Source organism: Allobosea sp. 01N443, assembly GCF_056399325.1.
Genome location: NZ_JBFTRC010000028.1, coordinates 12896 through 30053, shown reverse-complemented (window position 1 = coordinate 30053; position 17158 = coordinate 12896). Strand labels below are relative to the sequence as shown.

16 protein-coding genes and 1 tRNA gene are annotated in these 17158 nt (G+C 65.2%); 5 read left to right on the top strand and 12 right to left on the bottom strand.

Translation table 11 applies throughout. From position 1 onward, the window contains the following. Positions 1–16: 16 nt before the first annotated feature. The 3 genes from AC1DRP_RS10350 to AC1DRP_RS10340 form a co-directional block, all read right to left on the bottom strand. Entirely contained in the window at positions 17–376 is a 360-nt protein-coding gene (locus AC1DRP_RS10350) for a RidA family protein (protein WP_441505657.1), read from the bottom strand. Between the two features lie 373 nt (positions 377–749). Beyond that, the gene (locus AC1DRP_RS10345; protein WP_441505658.1) at positions 750–1139 is read right to left on the bottom strand and encodes a RidA family protein; all 390 of its coding nucleotides are present in this window, start codon (positions 1137–1139) and stop codon (positions 750–752) included. Between the two features lie 162 nt (positions 1140–1301). Further along, positions 1302–1378 (bottom strand) — tRNA-Arg (locus AC1DRP_RS10340). A 28-nt stretch (positions 1379–1406) separates the two neighbouring features. Between AC1DRP_RS10340 and AC1DRP_RS10335 the strand changes: the two genes are divergently transcribed. Next, a complete protein-coding gene (locus AC1DRP_RS10335) occupies positions 1407–2189 on the top strand; it encodes a hypothetical protein (protein WP_441505674.1) in 783 nt (260 codons plus the stop codon). Between the two features lie 40 nt (positions 2190–2229). Beyond that, positions 2230–3672, top strand: coding sequence for a M48 family metalloprotease (locus AC1DRP_RS10330; protein WP_441493216.1), 1443 nt, complete (start codon positions 2230–2232; stop codon positions 3670–3672). 402 nt (positions 3673–4074) lie between these two features. Here AC1DRP_RS10330 and AC1DRP_RS10325 read toward each other — a convergent pair whose 3' ends face one another. The 4 genes from AC1DRP_RS10325 to AC1DRP_RS10310 all read right to left on the bottom strand — a co-directional run bounded on the left by AC1DRP_RS10325 (position 4075) and on the right by AC1DRP_RS10310 (position 9266). Next, a complete protein-coding gene (locus tag AC1DRP_RS10325; protein ID WP_069878873.1) occupies positions 4075–4677 on the bottom strand; it encodes a CarD family transcriptional regulator in 603 nt (200 codons plus the stop codon). A 389-nt stretch (positions 4678–5066) separates the two neighbouring features. Continuing rightward, positions 5067–5405 carry a ferredoxin FdxA gene (gene fdxA, locus AC1DRP_RS10320; RefSeq protein WP_069878872.1) on the bottom strand — a complete coding sequence of 113 codons (339 nt, stop codon included), beginning with the start codon at positions 5403–5405 and terminating at the stop codon, positions 5067–5069. Between the two features lie 177 nt (positions 5406–5582). Beyond that, entirely contained in the window at positions 5583–5894 is a 312-nt protein-coding gene (locus AC1DRP_RS10315; protein WP_441505675.1) for an RNA-binding S4 domain-containing protein, read from the bottom strand. A gap of 42 nt (positions 5895–5936) precedes the next feature. Further along, a complete protein-coding gene (locus AC1DRP_RS10310; protein ID WP_476768447.1) occupies positions 5937–9266 on the bottom strand; it encodes a helicase-related protein in 3330 nt (1109 codons plus the stop codon). Between the two features lie 466 nt (positions 9267–9732). Here AC1DRP_RS10310 and AC1DRP_RS10305 point away from each other — a divergent pair, with 466 nt between their 5' ends. Continuing rightward, positions 9733–10329 carry a TetR/AcrR family transcriptional regulator gene (locus tag AC1DRP_RS10305; protein WP_441505676.1) on the top strand — a complete coding sequence of 199 codons (597 nt, stop codon included), beginning with the start codon at positions 9733–9735 and terminating at the stop codon, positions 10327–10329. Next, a complete protein-coding gene (locus AC1DRP_RS10300; protein WP_441505677.1) occupies positions 10326–11249 on the top strand; it encodes a haloalkane dehalogenase in 924 nt (307 codons plus the stop codon). The genes AC1DRP_RS10305 and AC1DRP_RS10300 overlap by 4 nt, the downstream gene beginning before the upstream one ends. Here AC1DRP_RS10300 and AC1DRP_RS10295 read toward each other — a convergent pair. Further along, on the bottom strand, positions 11246–12079 hold the full coding sequence (locus AC1DRP_RS10295) for a DUF3108 domain-containing protein (protein WP_441505678.1): 834 nt from the start codon (positions 12077–12079) through the stop codon (positions 11246–11248). The two genes, AC1DRP_RS10300 and AC1DRP_RS10295, sit on opposite strands and share 4 nt — an antisense overlap. A 264-nt stretch (positions 12080–12343) precedes the next feature. Between AC1DRP_RS10295 and rpmB the strand changes: the two genes are divergently transcribed. Further along, entirely contained in the window at positions 12344–12631 is a 288-nt protein-coding gene (rpmB, locus tag AC1DRP_RS10290) for a 50S ribosomal protein L28 (protein ID WP_113516050.1), read from the top strand. A gap of 166 nt (positions 12632–12797) precedes the next feature. Here the strand turns inward: rpmB and AC1DRP_RS10285 are convergent, their stop codons facing one another. The 4 genes from AC1DRP_RS10285 to cobS are packed head-to-tail and all read right to left on the bottom strand — an operon-like array spanning position 12798 to position 17076. Further along, complete coding sequence (locus AC1DRP_RS10285; RefSeq protein ID WP_441505679.1) at positions 12798–13757, bottom strand: esterase-like activity of phytase family protein; 960 nt, start codon at positions 13755–13757, stop codon at positions 12798–12800. 44 nt (positions 13758–13801) lie between these two features. Next, complete coding sequence (cobT, locus tag AC1DRP_RS10280) at positions 13802–15697, bottom strand: cobaltochelatase subunit CobT (RefSeq protein WP_441493210.1); 1896 nt, start codon at positions 15695–15697, stop codon at positions 13802–13804. 25 nt (positions 15698–15722) lie between these two features. Continuing rightward, entirely contained in the window at positions 15723–16079 is a 357-nt protein-coding gene (locus AC1DRP_RS10275) for a GFA family protein (RefSeq protein WP_441505680.1), read from the bottom strand. 13 nt (positions 16080–16092) lie between these two features. Next, positions 16093–17076, bottom strand: coding sequence for a cobaltochelatase subunit CobS (gene cobS, locus AC1DRP_RS10270; protein WP_069878864.1), 984 nt, complete (start codon positions 17074–17076; stop codon positions 16093–16095). Positions 17077–17158: the final 82 nt, after the last annotated feature.

Here is a 17158-nt window from a genome sequence, read left to right as displayed (position 1 = left end):
GCGCGGCCCCCGGAATTCAGGGGGCCTTCTTCGCGGCCACAGCGGTGATCTCGATCGCATATCCCGGCGAAGCGAGCTTCGCTTCCACCGTTGCGCGCGCCGGCGCGCTGCCGCGGGCGACCCATTTGTCCCAGACGGCGTTCATCTCGGCGATCCCAGCAATATCGGTCAGGAAGATCTGAACGCTCAGAATCCGGTCCTTCGCACTACCGGCGGCTTCGAGCGTTTCCTCGAGCAAGGCCAACACCTCCTCGGTCTGCCGCGTCAGCGTCTCCCCTTCGGTCTTCTCCGCGACATGGCCGGCGAGGAAGACAATGCCGTTGAAAATGGCGGCGTCGCACCACCGTTCCGTCAGGCCTATACGTTCGATCGACATGGCTCTGTATCTTCCTGGTTGTTTGAATCGTGACGGCATAGAGCGTCGCGCATGCCAAGCCCCGCCTCGGAGCGCAACTCCACGGCAGACTGGTCCGCATTCTGCGTTGCGCTCCGCATCTTATGGGCGAGCCGGCGCAAGACTCGTCACGGACTGCAAAGGGGTAAGCAACGCCCGACGCACAATCCATGCGCGCGGGCCAATCACGTGCAAGGCACTCTCGCGACCCCGCACGTCCAGGCCTCGACTGGGCAAGAGCTGATCCTATGCAGGCAACGGCGCGAGCTGCGATCAGGCCGAGCGGTCAGACCGGTCCAGTATCCGGCCTCAGGATGTGCGCAGCGCGCGACCGCCCGCTGCGCGATCGCGAGGTCTACTTCATTTCACCGAGATAGGCGGTCGCGTCGATCTCGACGAGACAGTCGGGCGAGCCGAGGCCATTGACGATGCAGGACACGCGATGCGGCGAATCCTCGGCGAAATTGGCGAAATAGACCTCGTTCATCGGCTCCCAATAGGCACGGTCGGTGACATAGACTGTGCACTTGACGACATCCTTCAGGCTGCCGCCCGCCTCCCCCAGGAGAGCGCGGATGTTGTCGATGCATTGCTGCGTCTGACGCCGTGCGTCGCCGACGGCATACTTGCCCTCCCTGTCCATCCCGACGCAGCAGACGAACATGAAGTCCCCGGCGACCGTCGCCTGGGCGAAAGGGAGCCTTCCCTTGAAGACACGGTCGGAAGAGATCGTACGTTTGGGCATCGTGAACCTGTGGGGTGGGAGTTGCGCGGCGGCCGGCCGCTATCGGGCAACAGTCGCGAGGGCTGCACAAGCCAGCAACGGCGCCTGAGCCAAGGCTAACCTATGGTCAGAAGCCCAGCCAGACGGGTCACCCCGTCCAGTCTCAGATTGCTGTGGGAGAACTGGCGTCCCGGAAGGGATTCGAACCCCTGACCTACGGTTTAGGAAACCGTTGCTCTATCCTGCTGAGCTACCGGGACGCACGTGAATGCGTTTAGCATAAAGCGCATGCGGGTGAAGCCTCTTGTTGCAGTCATGCTGAGTCTCATTGCCGCGTCGGGCAAGGCGCTGGCGAACGATTCCTGTCCGGCCGCGGCCGCCGAGACGCCGACGGTTCGTTTGGCTGGCACCGACACCAGCGGCGATCTGCTGCTCGACGATGGCCGGCGGATACGCCTCGTCGGACTGGCCCCTCGGCAGGACGACGCGGAGATCGCGCGTTTCGTCGCGGCCCTGGCAGCGTGGCAAGGCCGCGATCTCCGGATCGTCATCCTGGCCGAGCCCGATCGCTGGGGCCGCATCGCGGCGCGCCTGCTGGCCGATCCGGATACCCAGGCCACCGCACCGCTGGACCTGTCGGTCGCCCTCATCCGAAGCGGCGCAGCCTGGCATCTACCCGATTCCGTCAGCAGCCCCTGCGACGCGCTCTTGCGGGCATCTGCCCCGAATGCCACCCCATCCGCGCGACAAACTGGCCCAAAACCAGCCAATCTCGTCGATGGTCACGATATTGCCGCGTTGAAGGTGCACGCCGGTCGCGTCATCGTGCTGGAGGGGCGGATCGCATCGATCGGCGAGCGACCGCAGCGTTCCTATCTGAATTTTTCGCGCCGGCGGGGAGCCGGTGCGTCGGTCGTCGTGTCGAGGAGGCTCTGGCGGGAGATGCGGGAGGTCGGCTGGACCGCCAGGACACTGACGGGTAAACGCGTGTGGGCGCGCGGCGTACTGAGCGGGCCGGATGGATTGTCGCTTGAACTCCCCTCCCGCGCAGCCCTGGAACTGATCGATTAGAACCATGCTGGCCTTTCGCCGACAGACTGTGTCACGCCCCATGGCGCGACTAGGCGCCCTGCTCCTTCCCGCCCTGCTGCTTTCCGGCTGCTTCGGCGACCAGAGCGTCCTGCCCCCCCAACCGGCCGATGGCGAGCTTGCCCCGCGGCTGAGCACGTTCCAGCGCGCGTCGGACCGCGAGCATTTGCGGCTGCTGGCCGCTTTCGGCGGCGAGTACCGCGCGCCAAACGCTCGGGCCCAGCTCAACGAAGTCGTGGCGCGGCTGGTCAAGGCTGGCGAAGGGCAGATCGGCAGCTACGAGATCACCATCCTGAACTCGCCGGCGGTGAACGCGTTTGCCCTGCCGAATGGCCGGCTCTACGTCACGCGCGGGCTGCTGGCGCTCGCCAACGACACCAGCGAGATCGCTTCGGTGCTCGCCCACGAGATCGCTCACGTAACCGCCCATCACGCCGTCGAGCGGGCTGAGGCCGAAGCTGAGTCTGCGCTTGTCACGCAAGTCGTCACACAGGTGCTCAACGATCCGGCTGCTGGCGCCTCCGTTCAGGCCGGCTCCAAGATCTCGCTCGCCCGCTTCTCGCGACAGCAGGAGCTGATTGCCGACCAGATCAGCGTCCGCAACATCGCGCGCGCCGGCTACGACCCCTATGGAGCGGGCCGCTTCCTGGGCGCGCTCGGCCGCAATACCAGCTTCCGCAACAGCGGCCAGGGCCAGAGCGGCAGCGAGAAGCGGCTCGATATTCTCTCCAGCCATCCCTCGACCCCGGAGCGCGTCGCCGCCGTCACGGCGTCCGCCCGCCAGATCGGTGCACCCGGGCTTGGCGAGCGCGATGCGGCCCGCTGGCTCGCTGCGATCGACGGCATCGCCTATGGCGACGACCCGAGCGATGGCGTGGTACGAGGCCGGCGCTATCTCAACAGCACCTTGCGCATCACCTTCGATGCCCCCGACGGGTTCGACCTCGAGGCGGCGCGCGACATGGTCATCGGTGTCAGCGGCAACGGTGCCCAGGCGCTGCGTTTTGATTCGGTCACGCTCAAGCCCGGCCAGACCCTCGAATCCTATGTCGCCTCCGGCTGGATCGACGGGGTCGAGACCGGCCCCGTCGAAAAGCTCGACCTTGAGGGCCAGTCCGCCGTCCTGGCCAGCGGCAAGGGGACCGACTGGACCTTCAGGCTCGCCGCCATCCAGGCAGGCAATCGCGTCTATCGCTTCATCCTGGCGGCCCGCGGCAGCAGCGATCCGGAGCGCCCGATGCGCGCCGTGCTCAGCAGCTTCCGGGTCCTGACTGCAGCGGAAGCACAGGCCACGAAGCCTCTGCAATTGCGGATCGTCAGCGCCTCCGAAGGCGACACGCCTGCAACGCTGGCCGCCCGCATGGCGACACATGAGCGCGCGTTCGACCTCTTCCTGCTGCTGAACGGGCTCGATCGTAACAGCAAGCTGACGCCCGGCCAGCGCTACAAGATCGTCGCCGAATAGGGGCTGCCCGCGCGGGCAGCCCTGGCTTTCCTTGCTACAGCATCAGGCGCCACCGACGGAACCGGCGTGATCGGCTTCTGCAGGCGCCCCCTGCACCGGCAACAACCTTGCCGGCGCCGCTTCCGAACTGACTGGCCGCAAGGTTCTCCATGGGCGCTCGCCCGATCTGGCCCAGGTCCCGTGGGGTCACGCAGATCAAGGTCCGCCTGCTGATCCACCGGACCGCGCGCGATGGGCGGCCCGTCCAGCAGCTGCCGGATCACGAGAAGACGCTCAGGGCCGCCAAGCCAGCCTGGGAGCGCTTAGTCGCCCTTCTCCCGCGCAAAAACCGGAGCCGTCTGGCCAAGAAAAAACCCGGCGGTTGCCCGCCGGGTTGATTGGCATCATGCCGGAGGAATCGCCTCAGGCGGCTTCTTCCTGCAGATCGTCATTGTCGCTTTCGAGATCGGCATCAGCCGGGTCGACCTCGGTGCCCTTGGCCGCACGACGCGGCGACTTGGCGAGCTGGCCCTCGATCTTCTTCAGCGCTTCGGTCTCGGTCACGTCGTCGACGACCGCGATCTCACGGGTCATGCGGTCAACCGCAGCCTCGTAGAGCTGACGCTCGGAATAGGACTGCTCGGGCTGCGCCTCGGAGCGGTAGAGATCGCGGACGACCTCCGCGATGGCGACAAGATCGCCCGAATTGATCTTCGCTTCATATTCCTGGGCGCGGCGCGACCACATGGTGCGCTTGATCCGGGCCCGGCCGGTCAACGTCGTCAGCGCCTTGCTGACGATATCGGTATCGGCAAGCTTGCGCAGGCCGACGCTCACAGCCTTGGCGGTGGGAACACGCAGCGTCATCTTGTCCTTGGCAAAGCTGACGACGAAGAGTTCAAGCTTGAAGCCGGCAACCTCCTGCTCTTCGATCGCCGTGATCTGGCCGACGCCATGGGACGGGTAGACGACGAACTCGCCCGTCTTGAAACCCTGGCGCACAACAGCTTTCTTCGCAGTGGACATGCCGTTACGACTCCTGACGGGACCGCTTGACACGGCCCACGATGACACGTCCCCGGCCGGAATGACCGGAGACACTCTGCCTGATGCGTTGCAATCCCGACCGAGCGGTCACGGACCCGCAGCCTCACGCTCCCTCAGCCGATTGCTACTTGACCACCGAACACGAAAATCACCACGCTCCGGCCTTCTGCCGGAAGCCCTGGTCATCCCGTATCTATGGGGGTGCCCCGTTTATGAATCCTCGCAGGGGCAGGCGGAACCAATTCGACTGCACGAAGAGGTGTATCACAAAAAACACGCCGAATCAAAGGTAAACGCCGATTAACACCGGAACTGCATGTCGCAGCGCCGGTGTGCTCATCGCTCAGCCTCTTCCCCTTGGGTGAAATTCAGTCGCCTTCGCCGGGGTTCGGCGAGAAATGTTCTTCGAGCTTTCCAGCCACGCCATCAAAGTCCTTGGCGTCGGCCGGCGGGTCCTTCTTCTGGGTCAGGTTCGGCCAGCTCGACGCATATTTCGAGTTGAGCTGCAACCAGCTCTCAAGGCCGGGTTCGGTATCGGGCTTGATCGCCTCGGCCGGGCATTCGGGCTCGCAGACACCGCAATCGATGCACTCGTCGGGATGGATGACGAGCATGTTCTCGCCTTCGTAGAAACAGTCGACGGGACAGACCTCGACGCAGTCCATGTACTTGCACTTGATGCAGTTTTCGGTGACCACATAGGTCATGTCGCCAGTCCTTCCCGGTCCATCCTGCCGGATCATAAAGACCCGGAAGGCGGGTATTTCAAGGTCGATATCCGGGCTGCGGCAGAAAGAAAAATCTCTTCCGGCCAGCTCCGGAAGGAAACTCCTCCTGAAGCACCCAAGCCTGCCCAGGCAGGCCTATCGAACCGCTCCCGCGCTCTATCCGCTCGGATCGTCCTCCGCAAGCGGCGCATCGCCGCGCGTGCTCTCCCCCAAGCGCTCATAGAGCAGTTGCGCCTCCTCATAGGGACCGCGCCTGCTGCCCAGGGCGAGCAGGCGCACCACTATGGTCTCATGCACCAGCGCCAGTGTCAGCACGTCGCCGAGCTTGAGCCCAAGCGCTGCATTCCCTGCACGCCGACCATTCACGCGGACATGGCCGTCATCCACCAGACGCACAGCGACCGAGCGCGTCTTGGCGAAACGCGCGAACCAGAGCCACTTGTCGAGACGCTGGCGATCTTCCCGCAAGGACAGCCTTTCCGCTCAGCCCCAGGTCAGTTGAGCCCCATGTCAGGTCTTGCGCCCGCCGCCCTCGAGCTGGGCCTTGAGAGCCGCAAGCTTCGCAAAGGGCGAATCCGGATCAGGCTCGCGCTCGGCCGGACGCGGCTTTGACGCCTGCTGGAAACGCTCGTTGCCGCGCTCCTCGCGGCGTGGGCCACCTGGGCGTCCATCGCGCTTGAAGTCCGGCCGCGGGCCACGCCCCTGCTCGGGGCGGCCATTGCGCTGCGGCCGGCCGCTGCGCTTCTGATCACCCTCGCGCGGCTGCGCATCCTGTCGGGGAGCATCACCTTGAGACGCATTGGCGGCAGCCGGACGGCCACGATCGCCCTGGCGGCGACGCTCGTCGGGCCGGCCGTCACGGTTCGGACGTTCACCACGCCCTGCGCCAGGCTGACGCTCGCCCTGAGCGCCGTCGCGGCGACCGCGCCCGGCATGCTCCGGCCTGCGCCCACCCTGGTGACGATGCGGCCGCCAGACCTCGATTTCCTGCACCTCGGTCGCAGCAACGACATCAACTGCTGCCTCAGGGGCAAGAGCTCCCGCGGCAAGCGTCTCGGAGACAGCTGTCTCGTCGGCAGGCGCCGGCAGAGCAGACATGGCATCGGCTGGCACCGGATGTGCGGCTTGCTCGAGCTCAGTCTCCGCCGCGGTCGGGGCGTCGGCCGTTTCAGGCGCGGCAGCCTCCGAAGAGGCAGCCTCGGCGGTCTCGATGTCAGTAGCGGCCAGAGGCTCGTCGACAATACCGGCGCCGGCCTCATCGGCCACCACCGCCGGATCGGCCTCGTGCCCAGCCGGGACGTCCGTAGTTTCCGCGGTCGGCGCGTCGGCAACCGGAGCGGTAGCCGCGACCGGTGGCTGCGCCCGCGGCACGGTAATCGCCGGTCCCGGACGCTTGGCCGAGACATAGCCGAGGGAGCGCAGGATCGAGGCGAAATCCTCGCCCGCACAACCGACCAGCGAGGTCATGGCACCGGTGACGACAAAACCGTCCTGATCGGCCGCGCCGGTGGGCGGCTGGCCCTGGGTCAGGCCCGGGCGATAGGCGATAGCCGGCCGGATCAGGTCAGCAAGCCGCTCGAGGATATCGACACGCACGGCGCGCTCGCCGCAGACGCGATAGCCGGCAGCACGGTAAAGACCCTTCGGCACCGCCTTGTCGACGGCAAAGGATGTCCGACCCGAGGCTGCTAGATGGGCAATATCGTCGAGGCCCGACGTATCGGGCCCGCCATGCTTCAGCGCCCAGAGCTGGGCAGCCAGCGCACGTGGTGCCGGCTTCAGCAGGGCCGGGACGTAAAGATGAAAGGCTCCGAAGCGGATGCCGAGCTGACGGAGTGCTGCGCGGCCCTCCTGATCCAGCGTCTTCATCTCCTCGCCGACCTTGGCGCGCTCCAGCACGCCCAGCGACTCCCCGGCCTGATAGGCGATGCCGCGCGCGATACCGGTGACATTCTCGGCATTCTCGAGCAGCTGCAACGCACCAAGCAGACGGGCGATGTGATTCTTGAGCCAGAGAGTGAGGCGCGCGTCGACCTGCTCGCGCGCCGGTCCGGTCAGGTGCTCCTCGACCAGCAGGCGCAGGCGCGGCTCCAGAACCTTGTCGCCGGCGACAAGCCGCGCGACCGGCTCACCGATCCAGCGCACCAGCCCGTCATGCGAAAGCACGAAGGCATCATCAGCCGCGAGCACGACACGCGCGGCGCGCGCTTCGATCTCGCTGGCAAGCGCCTTCATCGCGGCCATGTTCAAGGCTTTCGCCTCGGGCCCGCCAGCCTTGGGATCCGCCGTGAAGCGAAATCCCTGAAGCATCCCGACATGCTGTCCCTCGACGAGCACATCGCCCGTCGTGGTGACCTCAGCCTCCAACATTGCATTCTCCCGCAAACGACGCATCAGCACGCTCGTGCGCCGATCGACGAAACGGCTGGCTAGCCGCTCGTGCAAAGCGTCCGACAGCTTGTCCTCTACAAGACGCGCCACCCCCTGCCAATGCTCTGGATCAGGTAACCAGTCAGGACGGTTTGCGACATAGGTCCAAGTTCGGACCTGCGCAATGCGGGCAGACAGCGTGTCGATCTCGCCATCGGTCCGGTCAAGCGCATCGAGTTGGGCGCGATACCAGTCCGGATCGAGCCGTCCGTGGCGCATCAGGCGCAGATACAGCGTGGTGGCGAGATCAGCGTGCTGCATCGGCGCGATCTTGCGATAATCAGGCAGGCCACACACCTCCCAGAGCCGCTCGACTGCTGCACGGCCCTGCGCCAGCGGCCTGACATCGGCATCGCGGGCCAGAACCTCCAGCGTCGTCATGTCCTCTGCGATCAGCGCACGGGTCAGCCCCTGCTCGGTTGGCTGGACGTTCAGGCTGGCGATCAGCCCGTCGACGGAGCGCAGATCGAGATCGGAATTGCGCCATTGCAGCTGCCGCACCGATTCAAAACGATGATTCTCGATCGCCTCGACCAATTCGGCGTCGAAGGGCGGGCAACGCCCGCTCGTGCCAAAGGTGCCGTCGCGCAGATGGCGGCCGGCGCGCCCGGCGACCTGGCCGAACTCCGCGGGGTTCAGCTTGCGGAAATGATGGCCGTCGAATTTCCGGTCCGACGCGAAGGCGATGTGATCGACATCGAGATTGAGCCCCATGCCGATGGCGTCCGTCGCGACGAGATAGTCGACATCGCCCGACTGGTAGATCTCGACCTGGGCGTTGCGCGTGCGCGGCGAGAGCGCGCCGAGCACGACGGCGGCTCCCCCCTTCTGCCGACGGATCAGTTCAGCGATCGCATAAACCTCCTCGACGGAGAAGGCGACGATCGCGCTGCGTCGTGGCAGGCGGGTGATCTTCTTGTCGCCGGCAAATGTGAGCTGCGACAGGCGTGGACGCGTGACGACGTTCACCCCGGGAATGAGCTGCTCGATCAGCGGCTTCATGGTGCCCGCGCCGATCAGCATCGTCTCGGCCCGACCGCGCCGGTTCAGCAGGCGGTCGGTGAAGACGTGACCGCGGTCGAGGTCGGCGGCGAGCTGAATCTCGTCAATCGCGACGAAATCGACGGCGAGATCGCGCGGCATGGCCTCGACGGTGCAGACCCAGAAGCGGGGCCGCTGCGGCTTGATCTTTTCCTCGCCGGTGACCAGCGCCACCGCCTCGGGGCCGACCTTCTCGACCACGCGGCCATAGACCTCGCGCGCCAGCAGGCGCAGCGGCAGGCCGATCATTCCGGTCGGGTGCGCCACCATCCGCTCGATCGCCAGATGCGTCTTGCCGGTATTGGTGGGCCCGAGAACTGCTGTGACACCCTGCGCACGAACCGAGGGCGGAAGAGAGCGTGCTGAAATCAAGACGCGACCGATCGTTTCCTTTGGGCCCTTGCCGGCAGCAGACGCTGGGGAAAGCGTCCTACCTTGGCACAAGCTGGAGCGCCGAAATTAAGCTGCGGAACGAGTCCTGAACGAAGCAAGCCCGAATCGCTGACTCCGGCAGAATCGGGATTCGTTCACGGCCAGATATCGCGGAGACGGCCGCAAGTACCACTATATCTGGAATCGTGACACGAGCTTGATCCACTCATTTTCGCGACCAGCGTAAACGGCCGGGCGCCGACAGTCCTCCGCGCTATTTATGTCGTGCTCACGGCGAAACGAGGGGCCGCCGTGTGATTTCTGCGTGCGCAACGGCGTGGAACCAGCCTGAGCCATCGCCTCAGCGGGCCGTTCGGACGAGACCCGCCTCCCGTCCGACACCTTGGCGATCGGGCGTTTCCCGGAGTGTTGTCAATAATACGTACGTACGTATTCTACCTTCATGAGCAAGCCATCCCTTCGTGAAAATCTCCTCGCCGCTGGCCGCGATCTCCTCTGGAAGAGCGGCTATTCCGCCACCGGCATACGCGAGATCGTCGCTGCAGCCGGAGCGAGCCCTGGCTCATTCACCAATCATTTCGGATCGAAGGAGGAATTCGCCGAGGAAGTGCTCGATCGCTATTTCGCCTATGTCGGCGGCCTCGTCGATGAAGCCCTGGCCGACCGCTCCCTGCCCGCAGCCGCGCGGTTGCGGCGCTATCTGGACGCGATCACGACCAAGCTCGAAACCGCCGATTGGTCGCGCGGATGCATGATCGGCAATTTCAGCGTCGAGACCTCTCCCAATAGCGAACGGTTGCGGCAGCGACTCTCGGAGATCTTCGTCCTTTGGCGAGAGCCCTTTGCGGCATGCATCGCCGAAGGCCAGGCCACTGGCGAGATCGCGACGGATTTCAGCGCCGACGACCTCGCTGATTTCCTGCTCACCGCCTGGCAGGGCGCGATCCTGCGCATGAAGGTCGATCGCAGCCCGGTTCCGCTCGAACGCTTCAAGGCCATCCTTTTCGCAACGCTGTTTGGAAGAAGGGCATCGCCATGACCCAGTCACCTGGATTCGCATCCGAATGGCTGCGCCGGGAGATTCCCGTCCTCGGCTCGACCATGTCCTATGTCGAGGCCGGCTCTGCGGGGCCGACCGTACTCTTCCTGCACGGCAACCCGACCTCCTCCTATATCTGGCGCCATATCATTCCGCACGTCGCGCCGCTGGCGCACTGCATTGCCCCCGACCTGATCGGCTACGGTCAGTCCGGCAAGCCGGACATCGCCTATCGCTTCACCGACCAGGTCCGCTATCTCGACGCCTTCATCGCTGAACTGGGCCTCGGACGGATGGTCATCGTCGCCCAGGACTGGGGCACGGCACTCGCCTTCCACCATGCCTCCTGTAACCCCAGCGACATGATCGGCCTGGCCTTCATGGAATTCATCCAGCCCTTTGCAAGCTGGGATGCATTCCATCAGCGGCCGCAGGCGCGTGAGCTGTTCAGGGCGTTCCGGACGCCGGGACAGGGCGAGAAGCTGATTCTCGAGGACAATGTCTTTATCGAGAGGGTCCTGCCCGCTGCCGTCCTGCGGGCCTTGAGCGATGAAGAGCTGGATGCCTATCGAGCGCCGTTTCCAACGCCCGAATCGCGCAGGCCGATCCTCCGACTGCCCAACGAGCTCCCCATTGCGGGCGCCCCGGCCGATGTCCATGCCATCAGCGAGCGCGACCACGCAGCATTACGTGCGTCCACCTATCCGAAGCTGTTGTTCTGCGGCGATCCCGGGGCGCTGATCTCTCCGGCCGAGGCGGATAGGTTCGCGGCGGGACTGCATGATTGCCGCCTGATCAATCTCGGCCCCGGCGCGCATTACCTGCAGGAGGATCACCCCGGTGCAATCGGGACGGCGCTCCGTGACTGGCTGGGTGAGATTACTGCAACGACGAAAGCGAGTGAACGCGCTGCGGCTTAGTTCTGCCGCGCGGCCGTGGTGGTGGTCGGATCGACCCTGAAGCTCGAGGCCTCGATGACCGCCGTCCCGATCATGGTCTTCACCGAGATGCGGATCGGCACCATCACATTGGTGCCGTTGACGGGGGCGAGCCAGGTGTTGATCTCGCGATTCTCGGTCATGAACTTGGTGCTCGGCCGCAGGGCGCGATGCCCTGCGATCGGCACATACCGCGCCTGGCAGATCGTGACCGGGCCGCTATAGCCTTCGAGCTTCACCTGCCGCGAACCGGAATAGCTCAGCTTGATGTCATAGCGCGCAGCGCCGTCGAAGATTGGCAGCGTCCGGTTGCAGGCGGCACCATTCCCGCCCTTGCCCTCCACGGGCATCAGGAAGGCGCTGATCGGATCGACCACATTGCGCTTGTGGCTCTCGTTGAGCGGCACGCGATCGGGCTTGTCGTCGATCGGCGGCGCAATATCCACGGCCTGCACCGTGCCGCCGTCGAGCGCCATGCGCACAGTGCGGCTCTCGCTTGAGTTCGCCGACGAAACCGCGAAGGTCGCAGGCGACAGGCGCCCGCCATGAAGATTGCCGGTTGCGGCACCTGAGCCGCGTCCGCCCGTGAAGCTGCCGACCAGGCCCGTCATCTTGGCGACGATATCGAGCTTGTAGCTGCTGCCGTCGATGCCGCCGCTGAGATGGGCGGTGCCGAGCGTCAGGCCGAGCAGGGAGACATCATATTTGGCCTCCAACGAGGTCGCCGCGGCCGACGACGCTCCAAAGCCGGAGGCCAGGGCCAGCGCAGCGAGACCAAGTCCGGCCAGGGACGACGCGATGGCGGGCTTCATCCAACTCCTCCGGACGGCATGCTTCGCACCGGCATGCACTGCGAATCGGTCCGAATCGTGACCCCTTTTACCGAATTTGGCGAGTGGCAATGCCGCCACGCTGCGGCCGCCCCGATCGTGCTATGGAATCAGTCGCGGTCCTTGACGCAGCAGCCGGCCTTGGCTATAGACCCGCGACTTCAATTTGACTTCCGGTGCTCGTGGGCCGGCACGTCGCGTGTCGGCATTTTTGTTTGAGACAACCGGTTCCAAGGGAACGATATCATGGCTCGCCGTTGCGAACTGACCGGGAAAGCCACCCTCACCGGGCACCTCGTCAGCCACTCGAACCGCAAGACGAAGACCGTCTTCCGGCCGAATCTCGTCAATGTTACGCTCCGTTCGGACGCGCTCGGTCGCTCCGTGCGCCTGCGTGTCTCGGCGAACGCCCTGCGTACGGTCGATCACCGTGGCGGACTTGACGCCTTCCTGGTCAAGGAGCCGGCAGGCAACCTCTCGACCGGCGCACTCACGCTGAAGCGTGACATCGAGAAGAAGCTCGCGACCAACTGAGCGCGCGGCTCCTTCACGGAATGAATGAAGCGGCCGCAAGGCCGCTTTTTTCGTTTGCATAGGACGCAGTGGCCAGCCCCGTATCATCCGTTCTCGGTGCTTGATCGCCGGCACATTCAGGACTTGTGCTCGCCGCAAGAGCKAGCTTGAAGTCACGCTCGTCCCCTTATCCCAACTCGAATTCCAGCAGCACGGTGCGCTGCAGGAAAGAGAAGTTGTCGTCCGAGATCAGGGTCAGAATCGTCCTGCCATGATCCTGATGGACGCAAAGCCCTTCCATATTGTCGATCTCCTGGCCGAGATCGGCCTCGATCAGGGAGGGGCCGTCAAGCATCGCACCCGGCCGGAGGCTTGCGCCGGGAACGCGGCGAATCCGCATGCCGACACCACGCAGAGGCTTGTACCAGCGCTCCAGCAGAAGCATGTCTCCGCCGGGCAGGAAGGCCAGATCGGTGATATCGAAGCCGCCATGGCGCCGCACCTGAAACAGGCCGGGCTGCCGCCCCCCGATGATCACGCCGAGCGTCGGTTCGTCTTCCCCGCCCGAGCGCTCGGCAATGGCGACGAGCGCGCCCGCAAGCGGCTGCCCGGCGGGAACGACACCAATCGCCTCCAGCCCGCGATTGCTCGGCAGGCGCTTCACCTCGCGCGGTACCGGGACGATGCGGGCACGCGCTTCGACTCCATACCGCGCCCATTCGAAACGCAGGACGTCATGCGTCCGCTCGACGCCGATATAGGCGACGCCATCGGCGATCGTCAGGCTCTCCGTGTCGAAATAGCGCGAACGATGCAGCGGCCGCCCGGAGGCGCCGAGGATCGGTGCGAGTTCGGCCTGCTCGAAGCGAACGATCCGCCCCTTCTCGGAGACAGTCTTCGCCGTCAACCAGAAGCCGTTATCGGTGATCGCAACCAGATCGACGCCGTTGCGCGAGCGCCAGAGGCCGGAAAACCCGCCGAAGCGCGGATGGTCGCCGCGCAACACCAGCCCGCCCCGGAAGCTGAGCTGGCCGAAGTGTGTCTTGCCGGGATTGCGCGGCTCGAAGGCATCGAAGCCGCGCACGCTGATGGTGAGCTTTATGCGGCCCGGCTCGATGCTCTGAGCCTGAGCGGCAGGCAAGCCCAAGCTGGCGGCGCCCAGCCCCTGGAGGACGCCGCGTCTGGTCAGCCTCATTGCATGCGACGAGAAACCGGAGCCTTGCCGGTGGGGCCATCCTCCTCGAAGAGCTCGGCCAGCTTCTCCGTCATCACCCCGCCGAGTTCCTCCGCATCGACGATGGTGACGGCGCGGCGATAGTAGCGCGTCACGTCATGGCCGATGCCGATGGCGATCAGTTCGACCGGCGAGCGCGTCTCGATCTCGGCGATGATATGGCGCAGATGCCGCTCGAGGTAGTTGCCGGCATTGACCGACAGCGTCGAATCGTCGACCGGCGCGCCATCGGAGATCACCATGAGGATCTTGCGCTGCTCGGGCCGCGCGAGCAGCCGCTTATGGGCCCAGTCGAGCGCCTCGCCGTCAATATTCTCCTTGAGCAGGCCTTCGCGCATCATCAACCCGAGATTCTTGCGAGCCCGGCGCCAAGGAGCGTCCGCCGCCTTGTAGATGATGTGCCTGAGATCGTTCAGCCGGCCCGGATTGGCCGGCTTGCCGGATTGCAGCCAAGCCTCGCGCGACAGCCCGCCCTTCCAGGCACGCGTGGTGAAGCCGAGCAGCTCGACCTTGACGCCGCAGCGCTCCAGCGTCCGCGCCAGGATGTCCGCGCAGGTCGCGGCAACCGTGATCGGCCGGCCGCGCATCGAGCCGGAATTGTCGATCAGCAGCGTCACGACCGTATCGCGGAAATTCGTGTCCGATTCCTGCCGGAAGGAGAGCGGCTGGAACGGGTCGATGATGATCCGCGGCAGGCGCGAAGGGTCGAGCGAACCCTCTTCGAGATCGAACTGCCAGGACCGGTTCTGCTGCGCCATCAGGCGGCGCTGCAACCGGTTGGCAAGCCGTGCCACCACGCCCTGGAGATGGGCGAGCTGCTTGTCGAGATAGGCCCGCAGCCGGGTCAACTCCTCGGCGTCGCAGAGCTCCTCGGCCGTGACCGTCTCGTCGAACTTGACGGTGTAGGGCTTGTAGTCCGTTTGCGGCCGGTCGTTCTGGCGCCCCTCGCGGGGGCGCGGCGCCTCGCCCGCCTCCTCGGATTCAGAGGAATCGTCCTCCTCGTCCCAGTCGCCGGCCGGAGCGTCGGTCGCTTCCGACGCGCCCTCCTGCAACTCGTCGGTCGCATCCTCGCTGACCTCGACCTCCGAGCGCTCGCCGCCGCTTTCCTGCTCGGCCTCGCCATCCTGCTGCTGCTGATCCTCGGAGGACTGGTCCTGGTTGTCCTCGTCCTCTTCCTCGTCCTGGCCCTGCGAACTCTGCTCGGCCATGTCGAGTGAAGCCAGCATATCGCGAACCGTCCGCGAAAAGGCGCGCTGATCCTCGACCGACTGCGACAGCCGGTCGAGATCGGCACCGGCCTTCGCCTCGATCACGTCGCGCCAGAGATCGACGATCTTGGTCGCGGCCTGCGGCGGCTTCAGCCCCGTCAGGCGCTCACGCACCATCAACGCCAGTGCGTCTTCCAGTGGGGCGTCGGCGCGATCGGAGATTTCCTCGTAGCGGCCACCGCGATGATAGCGGTCTTCCAGCATGGCGGTGATGTTGCCGGCCATGCCGCTCATCCGGCGCGAGCCGACGCATTCGACCCGGGCCTGCTCGACGGCGTCGAAGACAGCGCGCGCCGCATCGCCCTCCGGCGCGGCGCGGCGGTGGATCGAGGCGTCATGACAGGCGAGCCTGAGTGCCATCGAATCCGAGTGGCCGCGCAGGATCGCGACATCCTGGACCGTCAGCTTGCGCGGCGGTTCGGGCAGACGGGCTCGTTCGCCAACGAGCGATGGCTTGTCCGCCGCGAAGACGATTTCCATCTCGGGCTTGCGCGCGATCGCCTTCATCGCACCGGAAATGGCGCGCTTCAGCGGCTCGGCTGGTGCTTCCTTGGGCTGACCCGGCTTACGATTGGAGATGGACAAGGCGGAGCCGTCCTTTGACTTGATGCTAGCGCGAGCGCCCGTCGAACATCGTCGAATCGAGTTCGGCGGGCTCGACACCCTCGAGGCAGCGTACATTCACCGCGACCATCGGCGTGCCGTCCGGCATCGAGCCGCGAGCGAAGGATTCGATGCCGCAGGTTTCGCAGAACAGGTGCTGGATCTTCTGCGTGTGGAAACGGTATTCGGTCAGCGCATCCTCCCCCTTTTCAAGGGTGAAGGCCGTCGCCGGCGAAAAGGTCAGGATCGAGCCGCGACGCTGGCAATAGGAACAGTTGCAGGTGATCGTCCGCTCGAGGCTGGCCTCGACCGTGAACCCGACCCGCCCGCAATGGCAGCTCCCTTGATAGCGCGCGCTCGCCATGACCCGTTTCCCCTCAGCTCAGAACGACGTTGACCGCGCTCTCCGGCAATTCCTTGCCGAAGGAGCGCTGGAAGAACTCCGCCACGAGCGTGCGCTCCATCTCGTCGCACTTGTTCAGGAACGTCACCCGGAAAGCGAAGCCGATATCGCCGAAGATCGCGGCATTCTCGGCCCAGGTGATGACCGTGCGCGGGCTCATGACGGTCGAGAGATCGCCGTTCATGAAGGCGTTGCGTGTCAGGTCGGCGACGCGGACCATCTTGTTGACGATGTCCTTGCCCTCGGGCGAGGCCTGATAATGCTTCGACTTGGCGAGCACGATCGCGACTTCGTTGTCGTGCGGCAGGTAGTTCAGCGTCGTCACGATCGACCAGCGGTCCATCTGGCCCTGGTTGATCTGCTGGGTGCCGTGATAGAGGCCCGACGTGTCGCCGAGGCCGACCGTGTTCGCCGTGGCGAACATGCGGAAGGCAGGGTGAGGACGGATGACGCGCTTCTGATCGAGCAGCGTCAGCTTGCCGGACTGCTCGAGCACGCGCTGGATCACGAACATAACGTCCGGGCGACCGGCGTCGTACTCGTCGAAGACGAGCGCGATGTTGTTCTGCAGCGCCCAGGGCAGGATGCCGTCCTGGAACTCGGTGATCTGCTTGCCTTCCTTCAGCACGATCGCGTCCTTGCCGACGAGATCGAGGCGCGAGACGTGGCTGTCGAGGTTGACGCGCACGCAAGGCCAGTTCAGGCGGGCCGCGACCTGTTCGATATGGGTCGATTTGCCTGTGCCGTGATAGCCCGAGATCATGACGCGTCGATTATGCGCGAAGCCCGCGAGAATCGCGATCGTGGTGTCACGGTCAAATCGGTAGTCGACGTCGAGATCGGGCACATGGGCGTCGGCCTGCGAGTAGGCCGGCACTTCGAGATCGGAGTCGATCCCAAAAGTCTGGCGCACCGACAGCTTCATATCGGGAAGGCCCTGGGCAATCGTCGTCGTCATTGTCTTGTCTCCGGGCGCAGAACAGTGCCGGGCGAACCACCGGTTGTCCCACTGCCGACCGAAAGGGGAGGCGTACGAAACC